Origin of the sequence: Aquimarina algiphila, assembly GCF_947494415.1 — a bacterium.
Classification (GTDB): domain Bacteria; phylum Bacteroidota; class Bacteroidia; order Flavobacteriales; family Flavobacteriaceae; genus Aquimarina; species Aquimarina algiphila.
Genome location: NZ_CANLVC010000002.1, coordinates 206,038 through 223,326, shown reverse-complemented (window position 1 = coordinate 223,326; position 17,289 = coordinate 206,038). Strand labels below are relative to the sequence as shown.

The following is a 17,289-nucleotide window of genomic DNA, read 5'->3' as shown; positions in this document are numbered from 1 at the left end:
GTTTATTTTACAAGGAACATTCCTAAAAATACAAAAAGGAATCCAATAACAAAAGAACCAATTGTATATGCAAAGAAAGTAATGAAATCTCCAGATTTTAGTAACATATGGTTTTCATATGCAAATGTAGAAAAAGTAGTAAAGCCTCCACAGAAACCTGTTGCTAATAATGCAACTGCATTTTGGGATATGGCATTGTTTTTAAGAGCTAGTCCTAAAATAATTCCAATTAATAGACTACCTAATATATTAGCTGTAAAGGTTCCATAAGGAATTCCGGTTGCTGTACTATTTAGATATTTACTAATTAGATAACGAGCTATACTTCCTGTGCCTCCCCCGATAAATACTAATAGTATTTGCTTCATTACTGGTAAAATTAAAACTGCATTTTACATCATTTGGTAAAATGCAGTTTATATAAAGTTTTTATTTTATGGGAATATAAATTTCTGTAACCCATTCTGCAGGATTAGGCTGCAATGTTGGTTCTTCTCGATACACTTCAAAAGCCGGAGATTCTGTATTAGGTTCAAGACCATTTTCGGCGATATACTTATAGCCAGCTTCCCATGCTTCTTTAAGATTTGTGTAGTTTCCTTTAAGTGTAGTTTTTACAACTTTTTGTTTAGGCAGGAAGTCACATTGTATTGCACCTTCTTCTGGAGTTACTACTTTGTCTCGTGTTGGAATAGCTGTTGAGAAAATGGCAGTACCTTGCTCTACATTATACTCATTGTATATCGTCAACGGCATTCCGGTTTGTGGAAGATTATTTTGTCTCATGTATGTGCTAACAGCAGGTATCATTTCTGCCATTTTTTCTGAAATTACGGCAATTGAAGATGTAGTTGCACTATACATATAAAATCCTCCTTCATGTTCTGTAACGCCGTCAACATGAATCGCATATTTTTTCATCTCATCATTTACATAAGCATCGAGCTTTTCTAGTCCTCTTGCATACATTGGTTTTATTGTTTGCGATAAACTACTATCTTGAGTAGCCCAAAATGCTTTTTCCATAAAAGACTGCTTACCTTTCATTCCCCAAGTGACTTTTGTTTTTTTGCCTTCAATTTTTTCAAACTTCCAGTATACATCACTTTTACTTTCTCCCATTGGAGTAATAAATATGATTTTTTGATCTATACTGGTGAAGGGTAACACTTTTTTGGTTTCAATTTTACCATCACCTTGTGTCTCGCTTCTCCAGGTATAAGATCCTCCTTCACCACTTGTTTTTTCAGGATATTCCATAACCAGATCATCAGATTCATCCATCCATGGACCCCACTTCTCCCAAGTTTTATATTCATTAATAGTACTAAATAATAATTCATCGGGAGCTTCTATTATTCTGCTTTCTTCTGCTTGGTATTCGCCATTAATTGTAGCGACATAAACCGCGCCACCAATGACTACTAGTAATAGCAGAAAAAATAAATACTTTATTATTTTCATGTTAGTTAGTTTTGATTGTTTGATCAGCTAATATAAACAAATTTAACATCCTTTTATTTTGTTACATTTGTCAAAAACAATAAAATAAAACAAATGAAACTCAATAGAATATTATTTTTTATTACTGTTGCGAGTCTGCTAATCGCATGTAAAAAAGATCCTAAAGTGACAGATCAGAGTGATCAGCAAGAGGATGTACAAGAGGTTGTAGAGGAAAAGTTTGATTATATGGTTGAGCAATTTGCTGACCTTAAAATTTTAAGGTATCAGATTCCTGGTTGGGATAATCTTACTTTAAAAGAGCAAAAGCTGGTTTTTTATCTTACACAAGCTGGATTGAGCGGTAGAGATATTATGTGGGATCAGAATTATCGTCATAATCTTACCATTCGAAAAGCACTAGAGAAAATTTATACCTCGTATGATGGAAATAAAACTTCTAAAGACTGGAAGGCTTTTGAAACATACTTAAAAAGAGTTTGGTTTTCTAATGGGATACACCATCATTATAGTAATGATAAAATCAAACCAGAGTTTAGTCAGGATTATTTAAGTTCTTTACTTGCTGCGACAAGTACAGAGATTTCTAAAGAGGTCTATGAAGCAATTTTTAATGATGAAGATGCTAAAAAAGTGAATCAAGCAAAAGGAATTGATAATGTAGCATTATCAGCGGTTAATTTTTATGGCCCTGGGGTAACGAATGATGATGTAACCTCATTTTATGGAAAAATGAAATCTCCTGATAAAAATAAACCATTGTCATTTGGATTAAATTCTCAATTGGTAAAAGAAAATGGAACGTTAAAAGAGAGAGTTTATAAATCTGGAGGATTATATGGAGCTGCAATTGATGAAATCATTAAGTGGTTAGAAAAAGCGCAAGGTGTTGCAGAAAATAAAGCACAGGGAGATGCATTAGGTTTGTTAATCGAATACTATAAAACCGGGGATTTACAAACTTGGGATGATTATAATGTAGCATGGACAGCAGCTACAGAAGGTAATATTGACTATATCAACAGTTTTATTGAGGTGTATAATGACCCACTTGGATATAGAGGATCATATGAGACTATTGTACAGATAAAAGATTTTGATATGTCTAAAAAAATGTCTGTATTATCAGAAAATGCACAATGGTTTGAAGATAATTCTCCTTTAATGGATGAACATAAAAAAGATAGTGTAGTTGGAGTTTCTTATAAAGTAGTTGCTGTTGCAGGAGAAGCGGGAGATGCCTCTCCAAGTACACCAATCGGAGTTAATTTACCTAACGCAAATTGGATTAGAGCAGCAGTAGGTTCTAAGTCAGTATCCTTAGGAAATATTATAGGAGCATATAATAATGCTGGAGGTTCTGGGCGTTTAAAAGAATTTGTACATGATGATGAAGAGTTTGAACTAGAAGAACAATATGGACAGTTAGGAGATAAACTACATACTGCTTTGCATGAAGTTGTAGGACATGCGTCAGGACAATTAAACCCTGGAGTAGGTGAAACTAAAGAAACATTGAAGAACTATGCCTCTACAATGGAAGAAGGTCGTGCGGATTTAGTAGGCTTATATTATTTAATGGATCCTAAATTACAGGAACTAGGATTAGTAGAAGATTGGGAGAAAACTGGAAAAGCTGCTTATGATGGTTATATTAGAAATGGTTTATTGGGACAGCTTATACGTTTAAATCTTGGAGATGATGTTGAAGAAGCACATATGAGAAATCGACAGTGGGTGAGTGCATGGTCTTTTGAACAAGGAAAGAAGGATAATGTAATCGAAAAAGTAACAAGAGACGGTAAAACATATTATAATATTAATGATTATAAAAAGTTACGTGAAATCTTTGGACGTTTATTACGCGAAACTCAGCGTATAAAATCAGAAGGAGATTATAAAGCTGCCGAAGAGTTGGTAGAAGGCTATGGTGTAAAAGTTGATCAGGCAATTCATGCAGAGGTATTAAAACGTAATGAACAATTTACTTCTGCTCCTTATAGTGGTTTTGTAAACCCTGTTTTAGTTCCTGAAATGGATGAAAATGGAGAAATCACAAAAATTAATGTTACTCAACCAGAAGATTTTGTATCTCAAATGTTGATGTATAGTAAGCATTATAACTTTTTGCCAGAAGTGAACTAGTAAATAATATTCAACATAAAAAAATCTCCTTTACCTAAAGTAAAGGAGATTTTTTTGTTATAATAACTTAAAAATTATACTTTTTCTCGATTGCATAACGTAATAATTCTCCTTTGCCATGAAGTCCGAGTTTGCGAATAATGTTTTTACGATGAGTTTCGACGGTAGACACTGAATTAAAACGTATCGCTGCAATTTCCGATGAGGTTTTTCCTTGTCCGATGAGTTTTAAAATTTCTCTTTCACTTTTAGAAAGTAATTGCTTTTTGGCAGACTGTTTACCATCTTCAGAGAAAAGAGATATATCGATAGCGGCATCAAAATAGGTTTCTCCTTGTACTACTTGATGTATAGCACTCAACACTTCTTCCAGCGGTGAGTTTTTTAATAAATATCCAGATGCGCCGGCATCAACCATTTGCTTAATCGCATCTTCCTGATCAAACATAGAAAAAGCAATAATTTTGGTATGCGGAAATTCTTTTTTTATGATTTTGGTTGCAGCAATCCCATCAATTTTAGGCATTCTAATATCGGTTAACACTATCTTGGGTTGCTTTTTACGAACAATGTCCAGCAATTCTTCTCCATCGTTGGCCATTCCTACAATAGATATTTCTTCTTCATATCTTAAAAGAAGTTCTACCCCGTCGATAAGAGATTGGTGATCTTCAGCTATTGCAATAGTGATCATATCGGTATATTTATGATGATATTAGTTCCTTTTCCTATGGTCGAATCAATTTCGAAGGTTCCTTCGAGATGTTCTATGCGTTTTTCTATAGTTCTTAATCCCATACCGTCTTTTTGAGAAATCACTTTTGTGTCAAATCCTTTTCCATTATCCTCAATGATGATGTTTAACAGGGAATCATGATTGGTTAAAGAAATATGTACTTCTGTTGCGTTGGCATGTTTAATAATATTTGTAATTAATTCTTGTATCATTCTAAAGATTGAAATCTCTAAGGCATTATCCAATCGTTCTTCCAACCCATAATCTTGTACTACGATTTGCAACGCATCACCATTAGAGGCTTTTTTTGCAAATTTTTTAATCGCAGGTAATAATCCCTGATTGGCCATTACACCACTATTTTTTTCATGAGCTATGGTTCTTACTTTTTGATATGCTTCTTCTAGCAAATGATCTGTCTTAGCGTAGAGTTCTTCAAGGTTTTCTATTTTTGAGTTATTTCTATTTTTGGTCAAGTGCTGGAAATGAAGTTTGACGGTGGCCAATGTACTTCCTAGATTATCATGTAGCTCATTGGCTAAACGTTGTCGTTCTTTTTCCTGGCCAGAAATCATGGCGTCAATATCGGTAAGCTCTTGATCTTTGAGCAGTTTTTCTGTTTTTTGAATTTCAATTTGTCTTTCCTGTTCGGCTATACGTTGTTTACGTCTGGTGTTTTTGTAAATAAGCAATGCGATTATAAATCCTACGATAAGAATAGAAATAGAACCTATTAAAAAGTTTCGGTTTCGTATTCGGCTAGCTTCAGTTTTAAGGTTGGTATTAAGAAGTTGTACTATTCTTTTTTCTTTTTCTACTGTTTGGTATTTGGTATTGATTTCACGTATAGTCAGAGCATTTTTGTAACCATTTAGAGAATCGGTTTGAGATTTTTCTAAGTCATTATAATAGAAAGCGCTATCATACTGTTTCATTTGCCTATATATCTTCGAAAGGCTGGTATATAATTTTTTCTTTCTTAGATAGCTATTGTTAGGTAGTTTGTTACTTTTTGCTAAATTTAAAAATGCTATAGCTTCTTTATATTTTTTCTCCTCTTTTTTTATTAATGCAAAATTGCTATTGAGATTAAACATCTCATATTGAGCAAAAGCATATGGCAATGGCTGGAATATTTTTGCTGCTTTTGAATAGTTGTGAAAGGCACTATCTCTTTCTTTTAAAAAATAATTGTACTGAATTCCAATCATTTGATGCAGTTTTCCTTCAATAAATTTGTTTCCACTTTCTTGTGCTATTTTTACAGCTTTTTTAAGTCCTGAAATTTGAGGTTTCCTTTTAATTGCAGCATCTACACTAAGATCATAAAAGAGAACTGTTGCTAAATCACTTTTATTATTTGCATATAAACGATATTCCTCAACATATGAAGGGATTGTTTTTAGTGTTTGGGTATATCTGAAATACATATGACTTATCAATTTACTCATTGAAAACTGGATCAATAAAGAATCATTAATAGATTTTGAATCTAAAAATGCTTTTTGATAATAACTGAAACTTAAAGAATCATTAGGAACCTTACGGTTGATATATATATCTGCATTTTTAATAGTTGTAAGAACTTCCTCAAAAGTAGAATTGAAGCTAGCTTTATTGCTAATAGTAGTATCATTATTACCAAATTTTAAAACTTTGATATTCCATTCTAAAAGCTCTTTTTCAGGAGAGGAACTAATAGTATTTAGTTTGTTTTCTGCATTTTTAATATCATACCTCTTTAAATCTTCTAAGGCTTTTCTCAATACTATTTTGTTTTGAGAAAAGCCAATGAAGGTTTGGATAATGAAAAGTAATATTAATACGTTTTTATGTTTCAATTGTCATTTTAATTTAAAGTGCCTATTATTTGACTTATACACTGTTGATCACCAAAATGTGTAGTATCTCTTAAGATATGCTTTTTTGTTTGAGTTAGAATATCATTTTCAAATATTAATTCTGTTTTGTGAAAGCCAAGATCTTCGGCATCGATATGAATATCAATTATTTCATTATTTCTAAATACGATATTAGTATTAGGAAGCTTAGCTATTACTTGTTTTTCTCGGTTGCCTATATTTGGAACAAGTTTTATGGTTAAATGATGCACCTTTTTTTGTGTTGAAGAATCGATTATAGATGATGGGAGATATTCGGCCTTACCTAAACTATATTTTTTCATATTTTTCACTTCCCGAAGTCTTATGTCTATTTTTTTTAATATAGAGTCGTTTTCTAGTTTTATTTTAGCTAATATTCCAAAATCATTAACTAAATCTAAATGAACAGGTTGGAATTTTTCTTTTTTAGAAAAATCAAAAGTCAAAGTATAATCTTCATCGTCTATAAAAGGTGTAGGTTTTGCTAACTCCTTTTTTTTCTTTGAATCTTCTATTTTCGAATCATAATTTTTATTAGAATTAGCACATGACATCGTAAGAAGAAAAAGTATAAATGCTTTGATTGTTAAAGAAATAACCTTGGTTAATTTTGGTAATTTTTGTTTCATGATTTTTAGTTTAGTTATTTAGTTACACTCCAAAACTCTTAAAAAAGAGCGTATCAACATATACCCAATACAAGGTATTTTATCCTAGGGGTTCAAAAAAACCAAAAGAAATTCAGGTCAGATATCAAAAACGATACTGATCAAAAGAGTTTTTATTTTGACAGAATACTTGGGGTGTATATGGTTTACTCAGGTTGTAAATACGTTTTTAACATAAATAACAACAAAATAAAGATAATAAAACCAATCAAAATGAAGATACTGCCTTTGTAATATTTGCGATGTAGCTTGATATCTTTTCGATAGCTGAAGATCATTAATAGAATGAAAGCTATAACAAAGCATCCTGCAAATATCAATTGGCCTGTACTAAACATAATTTGCTATTTTTACGGCAAAGATAATAACTGAGATCAAATAAAAATCAACATATGAAAGATAAAATTAGTGCAGTACAAGAGTTTCATACTGCGTTTAAATTGGGGTATAAAAATGAACCTATTGCAGATTTGGGAGAAGCAAAAAACACATTGCGATTTAACCTTATGAAAGAAGAGAATGAAGAGTATTTTGAAGCAGCTCAGGATAATGACTTGGTAGAGGTAGCCGATGCGTTAGGCGATATGTTGTATATTTTGTGTGGTACTATTATAGAGCATGGTATGCAACACAAAATAGAAGAGGTGTTTAATGAGATTCAGCGCAGTAATATGAGTAAGTTGGGAGAAAATGGACAGCCAATTTATAGAGAGGATGGTAAAGTACTAAAAGGCCCAAATTATTTTAAACCGAATATTAAGGAAATTTTAGACCGATAAATAAAAAAACTCCAAAAAGAATATTCTTTTCGGAGTTTTTTTATGACAAAATATTTTGATTATCTATACCTTATATCTCCATCCAAAAGTATCTTCAGAGATATTATATTGTATATCCATAAGCGCTTTTTTGAAATAGTCTGCATAAGAATTTTCCTGTTTTTGGATTTCATAATGTTCTCCCTGATATCCAAAGGCTTTTACAGGACTTACAACAGCAGCAGTACCTGCTCCAAAAATTTCTTTAAGACTTCCGTTTTTAGCGGCTTCAACAATTTCACTCACTTTTACAGGCCTTACATCCACTTTAATTCCTTCCTTTTCAGCTATAGCAATTAAACTTTTACGAGTTACTCCATCCAAAATACGATCACTTATAGGAGCTGTTAGTAAGGTGTCATTAACTCTAAAAAACACATTCATGGTTCCAGCCTCTTCCATATACTCATGTGTATTAGAATCTGTCCAGATCACTTGCTGATATCCTTGTTGCTTTGCAAGGTTTGTTGGGTAAAATTGTCCGGCATAATTACCGGCAGCTTTAGCGTATCCAAAACCACCACTGGCAGAACGACTAAATTTCTCGGCAACCAAAACGCTTACATCTCCACTATAATAGGATTGTGCAGGTGAGCATATAATTAAAAATTTATATTCATCAGCCTCAGAAGCAGAGACACTGGCTTGAGTAGCAATGACAAACGGTCGTATATATAAGGAATTGCCAAAACCTGGCTTAATCCAATTGTTATCTAATTTTAATAGAGCATTTAACCCATCAAAGAAATATTCTTTTGGAAATTCGGGCATTGCTAAACGTTCAGCTGATTTATTAATTCGTTTATAATTTTCATCGGGTCTGAATAAAAAAGTATCTCCCTGATCATCTTTGTAAGCTTTCATACCTTCAAAAACAGCTTGTCCATAGTGAAAGACACGAGCAGAAGGCTCCATCGTCAAAGGCCCATAAGGGACAATCTTTGGTGTTTGCCATTCTCCATTAATATAATCACAGACAAACATGTGGTCTGTAAAAATTTTCCCGAAATTAAGGTTTTCAAAATCTACCTGTCCAATTTTGGACTCGCTTACTTCATTAATTTCTAAAGTCTGAGAAATTGTGTTTTTCATCCTAATTTAAATTTTAAAGATAAGGATAGTAAACTATCCCTAGTTTATTAACTATACTCTTTGTCTGAAAATGATGGTGATGCTAACACCTTATAAATTTCCTTACAAAAATACCCTTTTCTGTTAAAATAAGAATTTTAAAAATGTTTAATTTTACAAAACGTCAGGATAATAAAAGATTATGAAAAAAAATATACTATTTTTTGCGGTATTACTATTGTTGATGAGTTGTAATTTATCAAATAATGGTCAAAATACATTCTCTATTGCAGAGATTGATAGTAAAAATTATGAAAGTTATGGAGGGAAAGTGTCTTCAGAAAATATTCATAATAAAAAATCAATTGCAGAGCAATACAAAACACTTAAAGAAGGAGATACGGTTGCAATTGCATTTTCGAGCACGGTCAATAATGTTTGCAAAGCCAAGGGATGTTGGATGAAAGTTACCTTAGGAGATGATAAAGAAACTATGGTAAAATTTAAAGATTATGGTTTTTTTGTTCCTAAGGATATCGAAAATGATACAGTAATTGTTCAAGGTAAAGCGTATGTGAGTGAAGTATCTGTAGAAGAACAACGTCATTTTGCAAGTGATGCAGGAAAAACAGATGAAGAAATAGCCAGTATTACCACTCCAAAAAAAACATACTCATTTATTGCTGATGGCGTTTTGATAAAAAACTAATGCAAGATCATATACAACGTAAAATTATTACTACGGCAGATGGGTCAAAAACGATTCATTTACCTGATTTAGACGAGCATTATCATTCTAAGCATGGAGCAGTTAATGAAGCCAAACATGTTTTTATAGATACTGGTTTTAAACATATTTTGGCGAAAAATTTTTTTAACCCTCTTCATATTTTAGAAATAGGTTTTGGGACTGGATTAAATGCTTTTGTGACTTTTTTAGAAGCGCAGAAAATTAACCAGAATATTGATTATGTTGGAGTAGAAGCATATCCGGTTTCAATACATGAAGCCAGATTGATGAAATATCCCGAAGCACTTTCTGAAAAGGAGAACACATCCATTTTTGATGATTTACACGAATCACCTTGGGAACAACCATTCGAAGTTAAATCGAATTTTATATTCACAAAAAGGAAACAATTTTTTGTGGATATAAAGGATCAAAATAATTTTGACTTGATATATTTTGATGCTTTTGGAGCAAGGGTTCAACCTGAGCTTTGGACTGTAGAAATTTTTGGAAAGATGTATAACGCACTTCGTCCAAATGGAGTTTTGGTAACCTACGCAGCTAAAGGAAGTGTGAGAAGAGCAATGCAAGAAGTTGGTTTTGAAACAGAAAGACTTCCTGGGCCTCCGGGAAAAAGAGAAATGCTCAGAGCTACTAAGAAAGATAATATTGGTGATGCAAACTGAAATTGTGAGGTATAAATTTTAATAAACGATTGTTAAACCTATAATAAAGGAATTGGTTTTGTTATAGGGTGATAGTACTTTGTAGCACACAAAATAGATTAGAATCACAATTACTAAGACGATTAGAATATTCAGTGATCATTCATTATTAAGGCTAAAAATAATAAAAAGAACAGATGAAAATTTTAATTACTGGTGCTACCGGTTTAATAGGTCAGGAAATAGTAAGTGTGTGCCGTCAACAGAATATTGATGTTAATTATCTGACCACTAGTAAAAACAAATTAAGTTCTGATCCTGGTTATACAGGTTATTTTTGGGATCCTAAAAAAGGTGAGATCGATACGGATTGTTTTGTAGGTGTCGAGGTCATTATTAATCTGGTAGGAGCTACTGTAGCAAAACGATGGACTTCATCTTATAAAAAGGAAATATTGGAGAGCAGAACCAATACGGCTTCTCTTATTCTTGAATCTTTAAAGACTACAAAACATTCGGTTCGGCACATTGTTTCGGCTAGTGCAATTGGGGTATATCCAGACTCATTTCAAAATTATTATATGGAAGATGCTACAGAAAGAGACTCAGGTTTTTTAGGAGAGGTAGTAGAGAAATGGGAAAAAGCTGTCTTAGATTTTGAAACTATAAATATAGATGTTAGTTTGTTACGTATAGGATTGGTGCTGTCAGAAAAAGGAGGAGCATTTCCTAAAATTGCTAAACCAATCCAATTAGGAATGGGGTCTTTTTTCGGGAATGGTAAACAATGGCAAAGTTGGATACATGTTCATGATCTTGCTCGTATGTTTATGTTTGTTGTTCAAGAAGAATTAACAGGTGTTTTTAACGCGGTTGCTCCAAATCCCGTTTCTAATAAAAAACTTACTCGTACAATAGCAGAAAAATATAATAAAAGAATTATTTTGCCTAATGTACCCAGGCTTACAATGAAACTAATCCTAGGAGATATGCATAGCCTTTTATTTTCAAGTCAACGGGTGTGTAGTGGTAAGATTTCATCTTTGGGATTTGATTTTGATTATGATAACATTGTGATGGCAGTTGATGTATTAATAGAATGAAATAAAAAAACCGATATCACTTAATGATACCGGATTTTAATGAGTTTTTTAAGGATATTACTACATTACCCTTTATTAGCTTTTACCGTAATTTTTAACTCGATATCGTCATTAATAAACTTATCACCTAAGTCTTCAAATACAGATTTTGAAGCATAATTCACACCCCAATCAGTACGGTTAATAGTAAAAATTTCTGTGTTTAGAACAACAACGTCTCCTTGTGTAGATATGTTTGCAGGAAATGAGATGTTCTTTTTAATACCTTTTATAGTAAGATTACCTTCTATATAATTTTTTCCTTCTTTATCTGCAATTCCGGTAACTTCAAAAGAGGCTTTAGGATGTTGAGCTACATTGAAAAAATGATCTTCTTTACCTTCTCCCTCGCCTTTTAGATGACCTTCTAAGCCTGCTTTTTCTTCTCCTTCAAGATCAGTTACAGTGATCGATGTCATATCAATTTCAAATGATGCACTTTCAATTTTTCCATCTTTGGTTTTAAGCTTACCGTTTGCTATGTTAATAGTTCCGTTATGCTTTCCTGTTGGTTTAGAGCCTATCCAATCTATGGTGCTGGATGCAGAATCCACAATATAAGTAATGGCTTCAGGTGAAGCTTTTTGCACTTCTTCTGCGGTATTAGCTTCTGTTTCATTTTGTTTTTCTCCTTTACAAGAATAAGTAGAAATACCGATGATAGCGATTGCTAATACGCTGATTAATTTGATTTTCATGAAAATTAGTTTATATGGGTTTTAAACGATTTCAAAAATATTTTTTAACAAATGAAATACTCTTAAATATATACTAAAAAAATCCTGTGACATTATGACATTCAATTCAAAAATGGCAGTACTTTTGCTACTTCAAATTGAAAACGTATAAAAGGTACGAATTACATGAGTAAGAAAAATAAAAATACTGAAGATGTAAAGGATCAAGTAGAAGAAGTACTTGATACTCCTGTTGAAGAAACAGAGACTGAAAAAGTAGATCCTGTAACAGAGCTTAAAGAAGAATTAGACAAGGAAAAAGATAAATTTTTAAGACTTTTTGCAGAATTCGAAAACTATAAAAAACGAACTTCTAAAGAACGTTTAGAGTTATTCAAGACAGCAAGTCAGGATGTGATACAGTCTATGTTACCTGTATTGGATGATTTTGACAGAGCATCAAAAGAAATTGAGAAGTCAGAGGATAAGAATCTTATCAAAGGAGTAGAACTTATTCATAATAAGTTAAAAGAAACATTAAAGAGTAAAGGTTTATCAGAAGTGGAAGTAATTGCAGGTGATACTTTTAATGCAGATGATCATGAGGCTATTACTCAAATTCCAGCTCCAAGCGACGATCTTAAAGGCAAAATCGTTGATGTTATAGAAAAAGGCTATAAACTGGGAGACAAGGTTATTCGTTTTCCTAAAGTGGTAACAGGACAATAATTAGGTATGAAGGAAGATTTTTACGAGATATTAGGGATAAGCAAAAATGCTACAGATGCTGAAATAAAAAAAGCATACCGTAAAAAAGCTATTGAATATCACCCTGATAAAAATCCAGGAGATGCTACAGCAGAAGAGAAGTTCAAAAAAGCAGCTGAAGCATATGAGATTTTAAGCGATCCTGATAAGAAAGCACGTTATGATCAATATGGTCATCAGGCATTTGAAGGCGGTGGCTTTGGAGGTGGCGGAGGTATGAATATGGATGATATCTTTAGTCAATTTGGTGACATCTTTGGTGGCGGCGGTTTTGGTGGCTTTGGCGGTTTTGGCGGAGGCGGCAGACAACGTAGAGTTAAAGGAAGTAATCTACGTATTCGTGTTAAGCTTACTTTAGAAGAGATTGCGAATGGAGTAGACAAAAAAATCAAAGTTAAAAGAAAAATCCAGGCTCCAGGAACCACTTATAAAACTTGTGGGACTTGTAACGGAACAGGACAGGTAACAAGAGTTACCAATACAATTCTTGGAAGAATGCAAACTTCATCTGCATGTTCTACTTGTGGAGGAGCAGGTCAAGTAATGGATTATAGGCCTTCTGATGCAGATGGTCAAGGATTAAAAGTGACAGAAGAAACCGTAAGTATTAGTATTCCTGCAGGAGTAGAGGATGGGATGCAACTTAAGGTTTCAGGAAAAGGTAATGAAGCTCCAGGTGATGGAATCGCTGGAGATCTTTTGGTAGCTATAGAAGAACAAGAACATCCAGAACTTCAACGAGAAGGGAATAACTTACATTATGACTTGTATATTAGCTTCTCTGAAGCTGCTCTAGGAGCGTCGAGAGAAATTGATACTGTATCGGGTAAGGTACGTATTAAGATTGAAGAAGGAGTGCAAAGTGGTAAGATCTTGAGATTAAGAGGGAAAGGTATTCCTAGCCTTAATGGTTATGGAAAAGGAGACTTGCTGGTTCATGTAAATGTATGGACACCTAAAACATTAAATAAAGAACAACGAGAATTTTTCGAAAAAATGTCTAAAGATGATCATTTTAGACCTAACCCTGAAAGTGGAGAGAAATCATTTTTTGAAAAAGTAAAAGATATGTTTTCGTAATAGAATTGAGTGATTTTAACCATTGAGAATGATTCAATTCTATTAACGTTTGATTAAGAAAAATTCGTATATTTGAGACATCACTAGCGCATTTAGTGATAATTTTTCTTTTTCATAGCAATTTTTTTCCCATCCTAAATACTTGTATTCAGGGTGGGTTTTGTTTTTTGTATAATTTGATTTTAAAAATATATACTAATTAATATTTAACATAATTAGTATAAGTTTTCAAGTTTTCGTATCATTCAGCTTCTATAATAAACTACAATAATATTTTACGGTCTATGACTAATCTTTTAGAGGTACGGCAAGCCACAAAACGATTTGGAACTTTTACAGCATTAGAGGATGTATCAATTCAAGTACCCAAAGGAAGTATCTTTGGATTACTTGGTCCCAATGGAGCTGGTAAGACCACACTAATACGAATTATTAATCAAATTACATTACCAGACGAAGGAAGTGTATATTTAGATAATGAATTGTTGAATCCCAAACATATTAAGGATATTGGATATCTACCTGAAGAACGGGGATTGTATAAATCTATGAAAGTAGGAGAGCAGGCATTATACCTCGCTCAATTAAAAGGGTTAAGTAAGACAGAAGCAAAAGAGCGCCTTAAGTTTTGGTTCGATAAATTTGAAATTACTCATTGGTGGAACAAGAAAATTCAGGAACTCTCTAAAGGGATGGCTCAAAAAGTACAATTTATTGTAACTATATTGCATAGACCTAAACTACTGATTTTTGATGAGCCTTTTAGTGGTTTTGATCCTATAAATGCAAATGTAATCAAAGATGAAATTTTACAGTTACGTGATGAGGGAGCCACTGTGATATTTTCTACACACCGAATGGAAAGCGTAGAAGAATTATGTGATCATATTGCATTAATTAATAAATCAAAAAAAATCCTGGAAGGAGAAGTATCAGAGATTAAAAGAACTTATAAGTCTAATACCTTCGAGGTTGGTCTTCTAACAGATGATCATGATAAAATATATAATAACTTAAAAGAGAAATTTACTGTTACACCTGCTGATTTTAAAGTGATTGATGATCAATTGAAAATGAAAATAACTTTGGATAATAATGCATCATCGAATGACTTACTTAGATATTTGTCAGAAAGAGGGCAGGTTATGAGGTTTAATGAAGTAATACCAGGAGTTAACGAGATATTTATTAAAACAATTACAGAGAATGAGTAACCTTAAGTTAATTATTAAAAGAGAATTTATAGCTCGGGTTCGCAATAGAACATTTATAGTGATGACGTTCTTAAGTCCATTGATCTTTGTAGGTATGATTTCATTAATTGCGTGGTTAACGACCTTAAATAATGATGAGATTCATAAAGTTGCATTTTTTGATGAAACTGGTTTATTTACTTTTGATTTTAAAGATTCTGATGAAATTGATTATATAGACTATAGTAGATTGCCTTTAAACGATGCAAAGGATTCTGTGGTAATTAAACAGTTGGATGGATTGCTATATATTCCTAAAAAGAACACAAATAAAGAACTTGCAACCTCAATTCAATTTTATGCAGATGAATCTCCTAATATCTCAATCCTTAATAAAATTGAAAAAATAATAGGAAATAAACTAACTAATCAAAATTTTACAGAAAAAGGCCTTGATTTATCCATGATAGAAAAAGCTAAAGCCAAAGTAAATATTCAAATAGAGAATTTTTCTGGAGAGAAAACCTCTAAGATGTCTAGTTATGTAAAAATGGTTTTTGGCGGAGCGGCAGGATATTTTTTGATGATGTTTATCATTATTTATGGTAATATGGTTATGCGATCCGTAATAGAGGAAAAATCTAATCGTATTATAGAAATTATTATTTCTTCGGTAAAACCTATACAATTAATGATGGGGAAAATATTAGGAACTTCTTTTGCTGGAATTCTTCAATTTTTGGTTTGGGTAATTTTGGGAGGAGTTTTATTAACAATAGCGACATCAGTTTTTGGTATAGATCCTCAGCCTGTAGGAATGGATGAATCATTGGTTTTACAAGAAGGAAATCATGAAGAAATACAATTGTTACTTCAGGACATTTTGAAACTTCCATTGGGAACTCTAATATTTTCGTTTTTCATCTATTTTATAGGGGGTTACTTTTTGTACAGTTCTATTTATGCGGCGATAGGTGCTGCAGTTGATAGTGAAACAGATTCTCAGCAATTTATGTTACCTATTATATTACCATTGATGTTAGGGATTTATGTAGGTTTCTTCTCTGTAATAGAAAATCCTCATGGTACGGTATCGACTGTGTTTTCTATGATCCCTTTGACCTCTCCTATAGTGATGCTGATGCGAATTCCTTTTGGAGTACCTTGGTGGGAAGTATTGATCTCTATCTTTTTATTAATAGGAAGTATTATCTTTATCATATGGTTAGCAGGTAAAATATATAGAGTAGGAATACTTATGTATGGAAAAAAACCAAGCTATAAAGAACTATTTAAATGGATAAAGTATTAACCCTATGATTCAGGAAGAACTTACAGAACAGGTAAAAGAAGTAATTCAAGAAAATATTTGGGGAACTATACAGGATTTTTTGAGTTATGAAATTTTTTATTTTGGAAAAGATCATTCAATTAAATTAACTGTTGGATTATTACTTTTTGTTATTTTAATAATGGTTATCACTTCTTTTTTACTTAAAATCTTTAAAAGAGTTGTAACCAAAAAACTTCGTAGAGAGGATAAACAAAAATTCGAATCCATATTCTCATTTTCAAAATATTTTGTTTATCTGATCGTTATCTTTTTTACTTTAGACAGTATTGGTTTTAATATTACAGCGATATTTGCCGCTTCTGCTGCTTTATTAGTAGGTGTTGGACTTGCATTACAAACTTTTATTCAGGATATATTGTCAGGTGTTTTTATTTTCATGGACCAAACCGTACATGTAGGCGATATTATAGAGTTAGATGGTAAAGTGGGAAGAGTAGAAGAAATTAAATTGCGAACTACCAGAGCAGTGACCATTGATAATAAAGTATTGATTATTCCTAATCATAAATACTTAACATCAGTGTTGTATAATTGGACTCAGAATGGTTCAGTTACAAGAGAGTCGGTTACCATTGGTGTGGCATATGGGAGTGATACCGAATTGGTTAAGGAGTTGCTTACTAAAGCAGCCCTATCTAATTCAAACGTGTTAAAAGAACCACCACCATTAGTTTTATTTACTGATTTTGCAGATAGCTCATTAAATTTTAAATTAATTTTTACTATTAATGATAGTTTTCAGGGAGCAATACCAAAAAGTGAAATTCGATTTGAAATAGATCGTCTATTTAGAGAACATAATATTAATATTCCTTTCCCACAACGTGAAATCACTATTGTAAAAGAATAAAAGAATAAAAGAATATGGAAGTGCATATAACATACAACTCCCCAA

17 protein-coding genes are annotated in these 17,289 nt (G+C 32.4%); 10 read left to right on the top strand and 7 right to left on the bottom strand.

The features are described from left to right. Nucleotides 1–2: 2 nt before the first annotated feature. Nucleotides 3–368, bottom strand: coding sequence for a fluoride efflux transporter CrcB (gene crcB / locus PQF96_RS03535; RefSeq protein WP_109437223.1), 366 nt, complete (start codon nt 366–368; stop codon nt 3–5). 61 nt (nt 369–429) lie between these two features. Beyond that, complete coding sequence (locus tag PQF96_RS03530) at nt 430–1,464, bottom strand: SRPBCC family protein (RefSeq protein WP_271765101.1); 1,035 nt, start codon at nt 1,462–1,464, stop codon at nt 430–432. A 93-nt stretch (nt 1,465–1,557) separates the two neighbouring features. Here PQF96_RS03530 and PQF96_RS03525 point away from each other — a divergent pair, with 93 nt between their 5' ends. Beyond that, nucleotides 1,558–3,609, top strand: coding sequence for a dipeptidyl-peptidase 3 family protein (locus PQF96_RS03525; protein WP_109437221.1), 2,052 nt, complete (start codon nt 1,558–1,560; stop codon nt 3,607–3,609). Nucleotides 3,610–3,676: 67 nt separating this feature from the next. On the opposite strand, the gene PQF96_RS03520 is transcribed toward PQF96_RS03525, so the two are convergent. The 3 genes from PQF96_RS03520 to PQF96_RS03510 form a co-directional block, all read right to left on the bottom strand. Continuing rightward, nucleotides 3,677–4,303, bottom strand: a complete 627-nt coding sequence (locus tag PQF96_RS03520) for a response regulator (RefSeq protein WP_109437220.1) — start codon at nt 4,301–4,303, stop codon at nt 3,677–3,679. After that, on the bottom strand, nt 4,300–6,111 hold the full coding sequence (locus PQF96_RS03515; RefSeq protein ID WP_271765100.1) for a sensor histidine kinase: 1,812 nt from the start codon (nt 6,109–6,111) through the stop codon (nt 4,300–4,302). Before PQF96_RS03515 ends, PQF96_RS03520 begins: the two co-directional genes overlap by 4 nt. A gap of 83 nt (nt 6,112–6,194) precedes the next feature. Then, nucleotides 6,195–6,857 carry a hypothetical protein gene (locus PQF96_RS03510; protein WP_271765099.1) on the bottom strand — a complete coding sequence of 221 codons (663 nt, stop codon included), beginning with the start codon at nt 6,855–6,857 and terminating at the stop codon, nt 6,195–6,197. Nucleotides 6,858–7,288: 431 nt separating this feature from the next. Here PQF96_RS03510 and PQF96_RS03500 point away from each other — a divergent pair, with 431 nt between their 5' ends. Continuing rightward, on the top strand, nt 7,289–7,675 hold the full coding sequence (locus PQF96_RS03500) for a pyrophosphohydrolase domain-containing protein (RefSeq protein ID WP_143915450.1): 387 nt from the start codon (nt 7,289–7,291) through the stop codon (nt 7,673–7,675). A gap of 63 nt (nt 7,676–7,738) precedes the next feature. Here PQF96_RS03500 and PQF96_RS03495 read toward each other — a convergent pair whose 3' ends face one another. Next, nucleotides 7,739–8,806 (bottom strand): branched-chain amino acid aminotransferase, encoded by a 1,068-nt coding sequence (locus PQF96_RS03495; protein WP_109437215.1) that lies wholly within the window; start codon nt 8,804–8,806, stop codon nt 7,739–7,741. 181 nt (nt 8,807–8,987) lie between these two features. Between PQF96_RS03495 and PQF96_RS03490 the strand changes: the two genes are divergently transcribed. The 3 genes from PQF96_RS03490 (at nt 8,988) to PQF96_RS03480 (ending at nt 11,283) form a co-directional block, all read left to right on the top strand. Continuing rightward, nucleotides 8,988–9,494, top strand: coding sequence for a DUF4920 domain-containing protein (locus PQF96_RS03490; protein WP_109437214.1), 507 nt, complete (start codon nt 8,988–8,990; stop codon nt 9,492–9,494). An 11-nt stretch (nt 9,495–9,505) separates the two neighbouring features. Beyond that, nucleotides 9,506–10,201, top strand: a complete 696-nt coding sequence (gene mnmD / locus PQF96_RS03485) for a tRNA (5-methylaminomethyl-2-thiouridine)(34)-methyltransferase MnmD (protein WP_271765401.1) — start codon at nt 9,506–9,508, stop codon at nt 10,199–10,201. A gap of 176 nt (nt 10,202–10,377) precedes the next feature. Then, nucleotides 10,378–11,283 (top strand): TIGR01777 family oxidoreductase, encoded by a 906-nt coding sequence (locus tag PQF96_RS03480; protein ID WP_271765098.1) that lies wholly within the window; start codon nt 10,378–10,380, stop codon nt 11,281–11,283. A 65-nt stretch (nt 11,284–11,348) separates the two neighbouring features. Here the strand turns inward: PQF96_RS03480 and PQF96_RS03475 are convergent, their stop codons facing one another. Further along, nucleotides 11,349–12,020: a YceI family protein gene (locus tag PQF96_RS03475; protein ID WP_109437212.1), complete on the bottom strand. Its 672-nt coding sequence runs from the start codon at nt 12,018–12,020 to the stop codon at nt 11,349–11,351. A 165-nt stretch (nt 12,021–12,185) separates the two neighbouring features. On the opposite strand from PQF96_RS03475, the gene PQF96_RS03470 reads away from it, so the two are divergent. The 5 genes from PQF96_RS03470 (at nt 12,186) to PQF96_RS03450 (ending at nt 17,244) form a co-directional block, all read left to right on the top strand. After that, a complete protein-coding gene (locus tag PQF96_RS03470; RefSeq protein ID WP_109437211.1) occupies nt 12,186–12,728 on the top strand; it encodes a nucleotide exchange factor GrpE in 543 nt (180 codons plus the stop codon). A gap of 6 nt (nt 12,729–12,734) precedes the next feature. Next, entirely contained in the window at nt 12,735–13,847 is a 1,113-nt protein-coding gene (gene dnaJ, locus PQF96_RS03465; RefSeq protein ID WP_109437210.1) for a molecular chaperone DnaJ, read from the top strand. 284 nt (nt 13,848–14,131) lie between these two features. Further along, nucleotides 14,132–15,061 (top strand): ABC transporter ATP-binding protein, encoded by a 930-nt coding sequence (locus tag PQF96_RS03460; RefSeq protein WP_109437209.1) that lies wholly within the window; start codon nt 14,132–14,134, stop codon nt 15,059–15,061. After that, nucleotides 15,054–16,352, top strand: a complete 1,299-nt coding sequence (locus PQF96_RS03455) for an ABC transporter permease (RefSeq protein WP_271765097.1) — start codon at nt 15,054–15,056, stop codon at nt 16,350–16,352. Before PQF96_RS03460 ends, PQF96_RS03455 begins: the two co-directional genes overlap by 8 nt. Before the next feature lie 4 nt (nt 16,353–16,356). After that, entirely contained in the window at nt 16,357–17,244 is an 888-nt protein-coding gene (locus PQF96_RS03450) for a mechanosensitive ion channel family protein (protein ID WP_200825129.1), read from the top strand. Nucleotides 17,245–17,289: the final 45 nt, after the last annotated feature.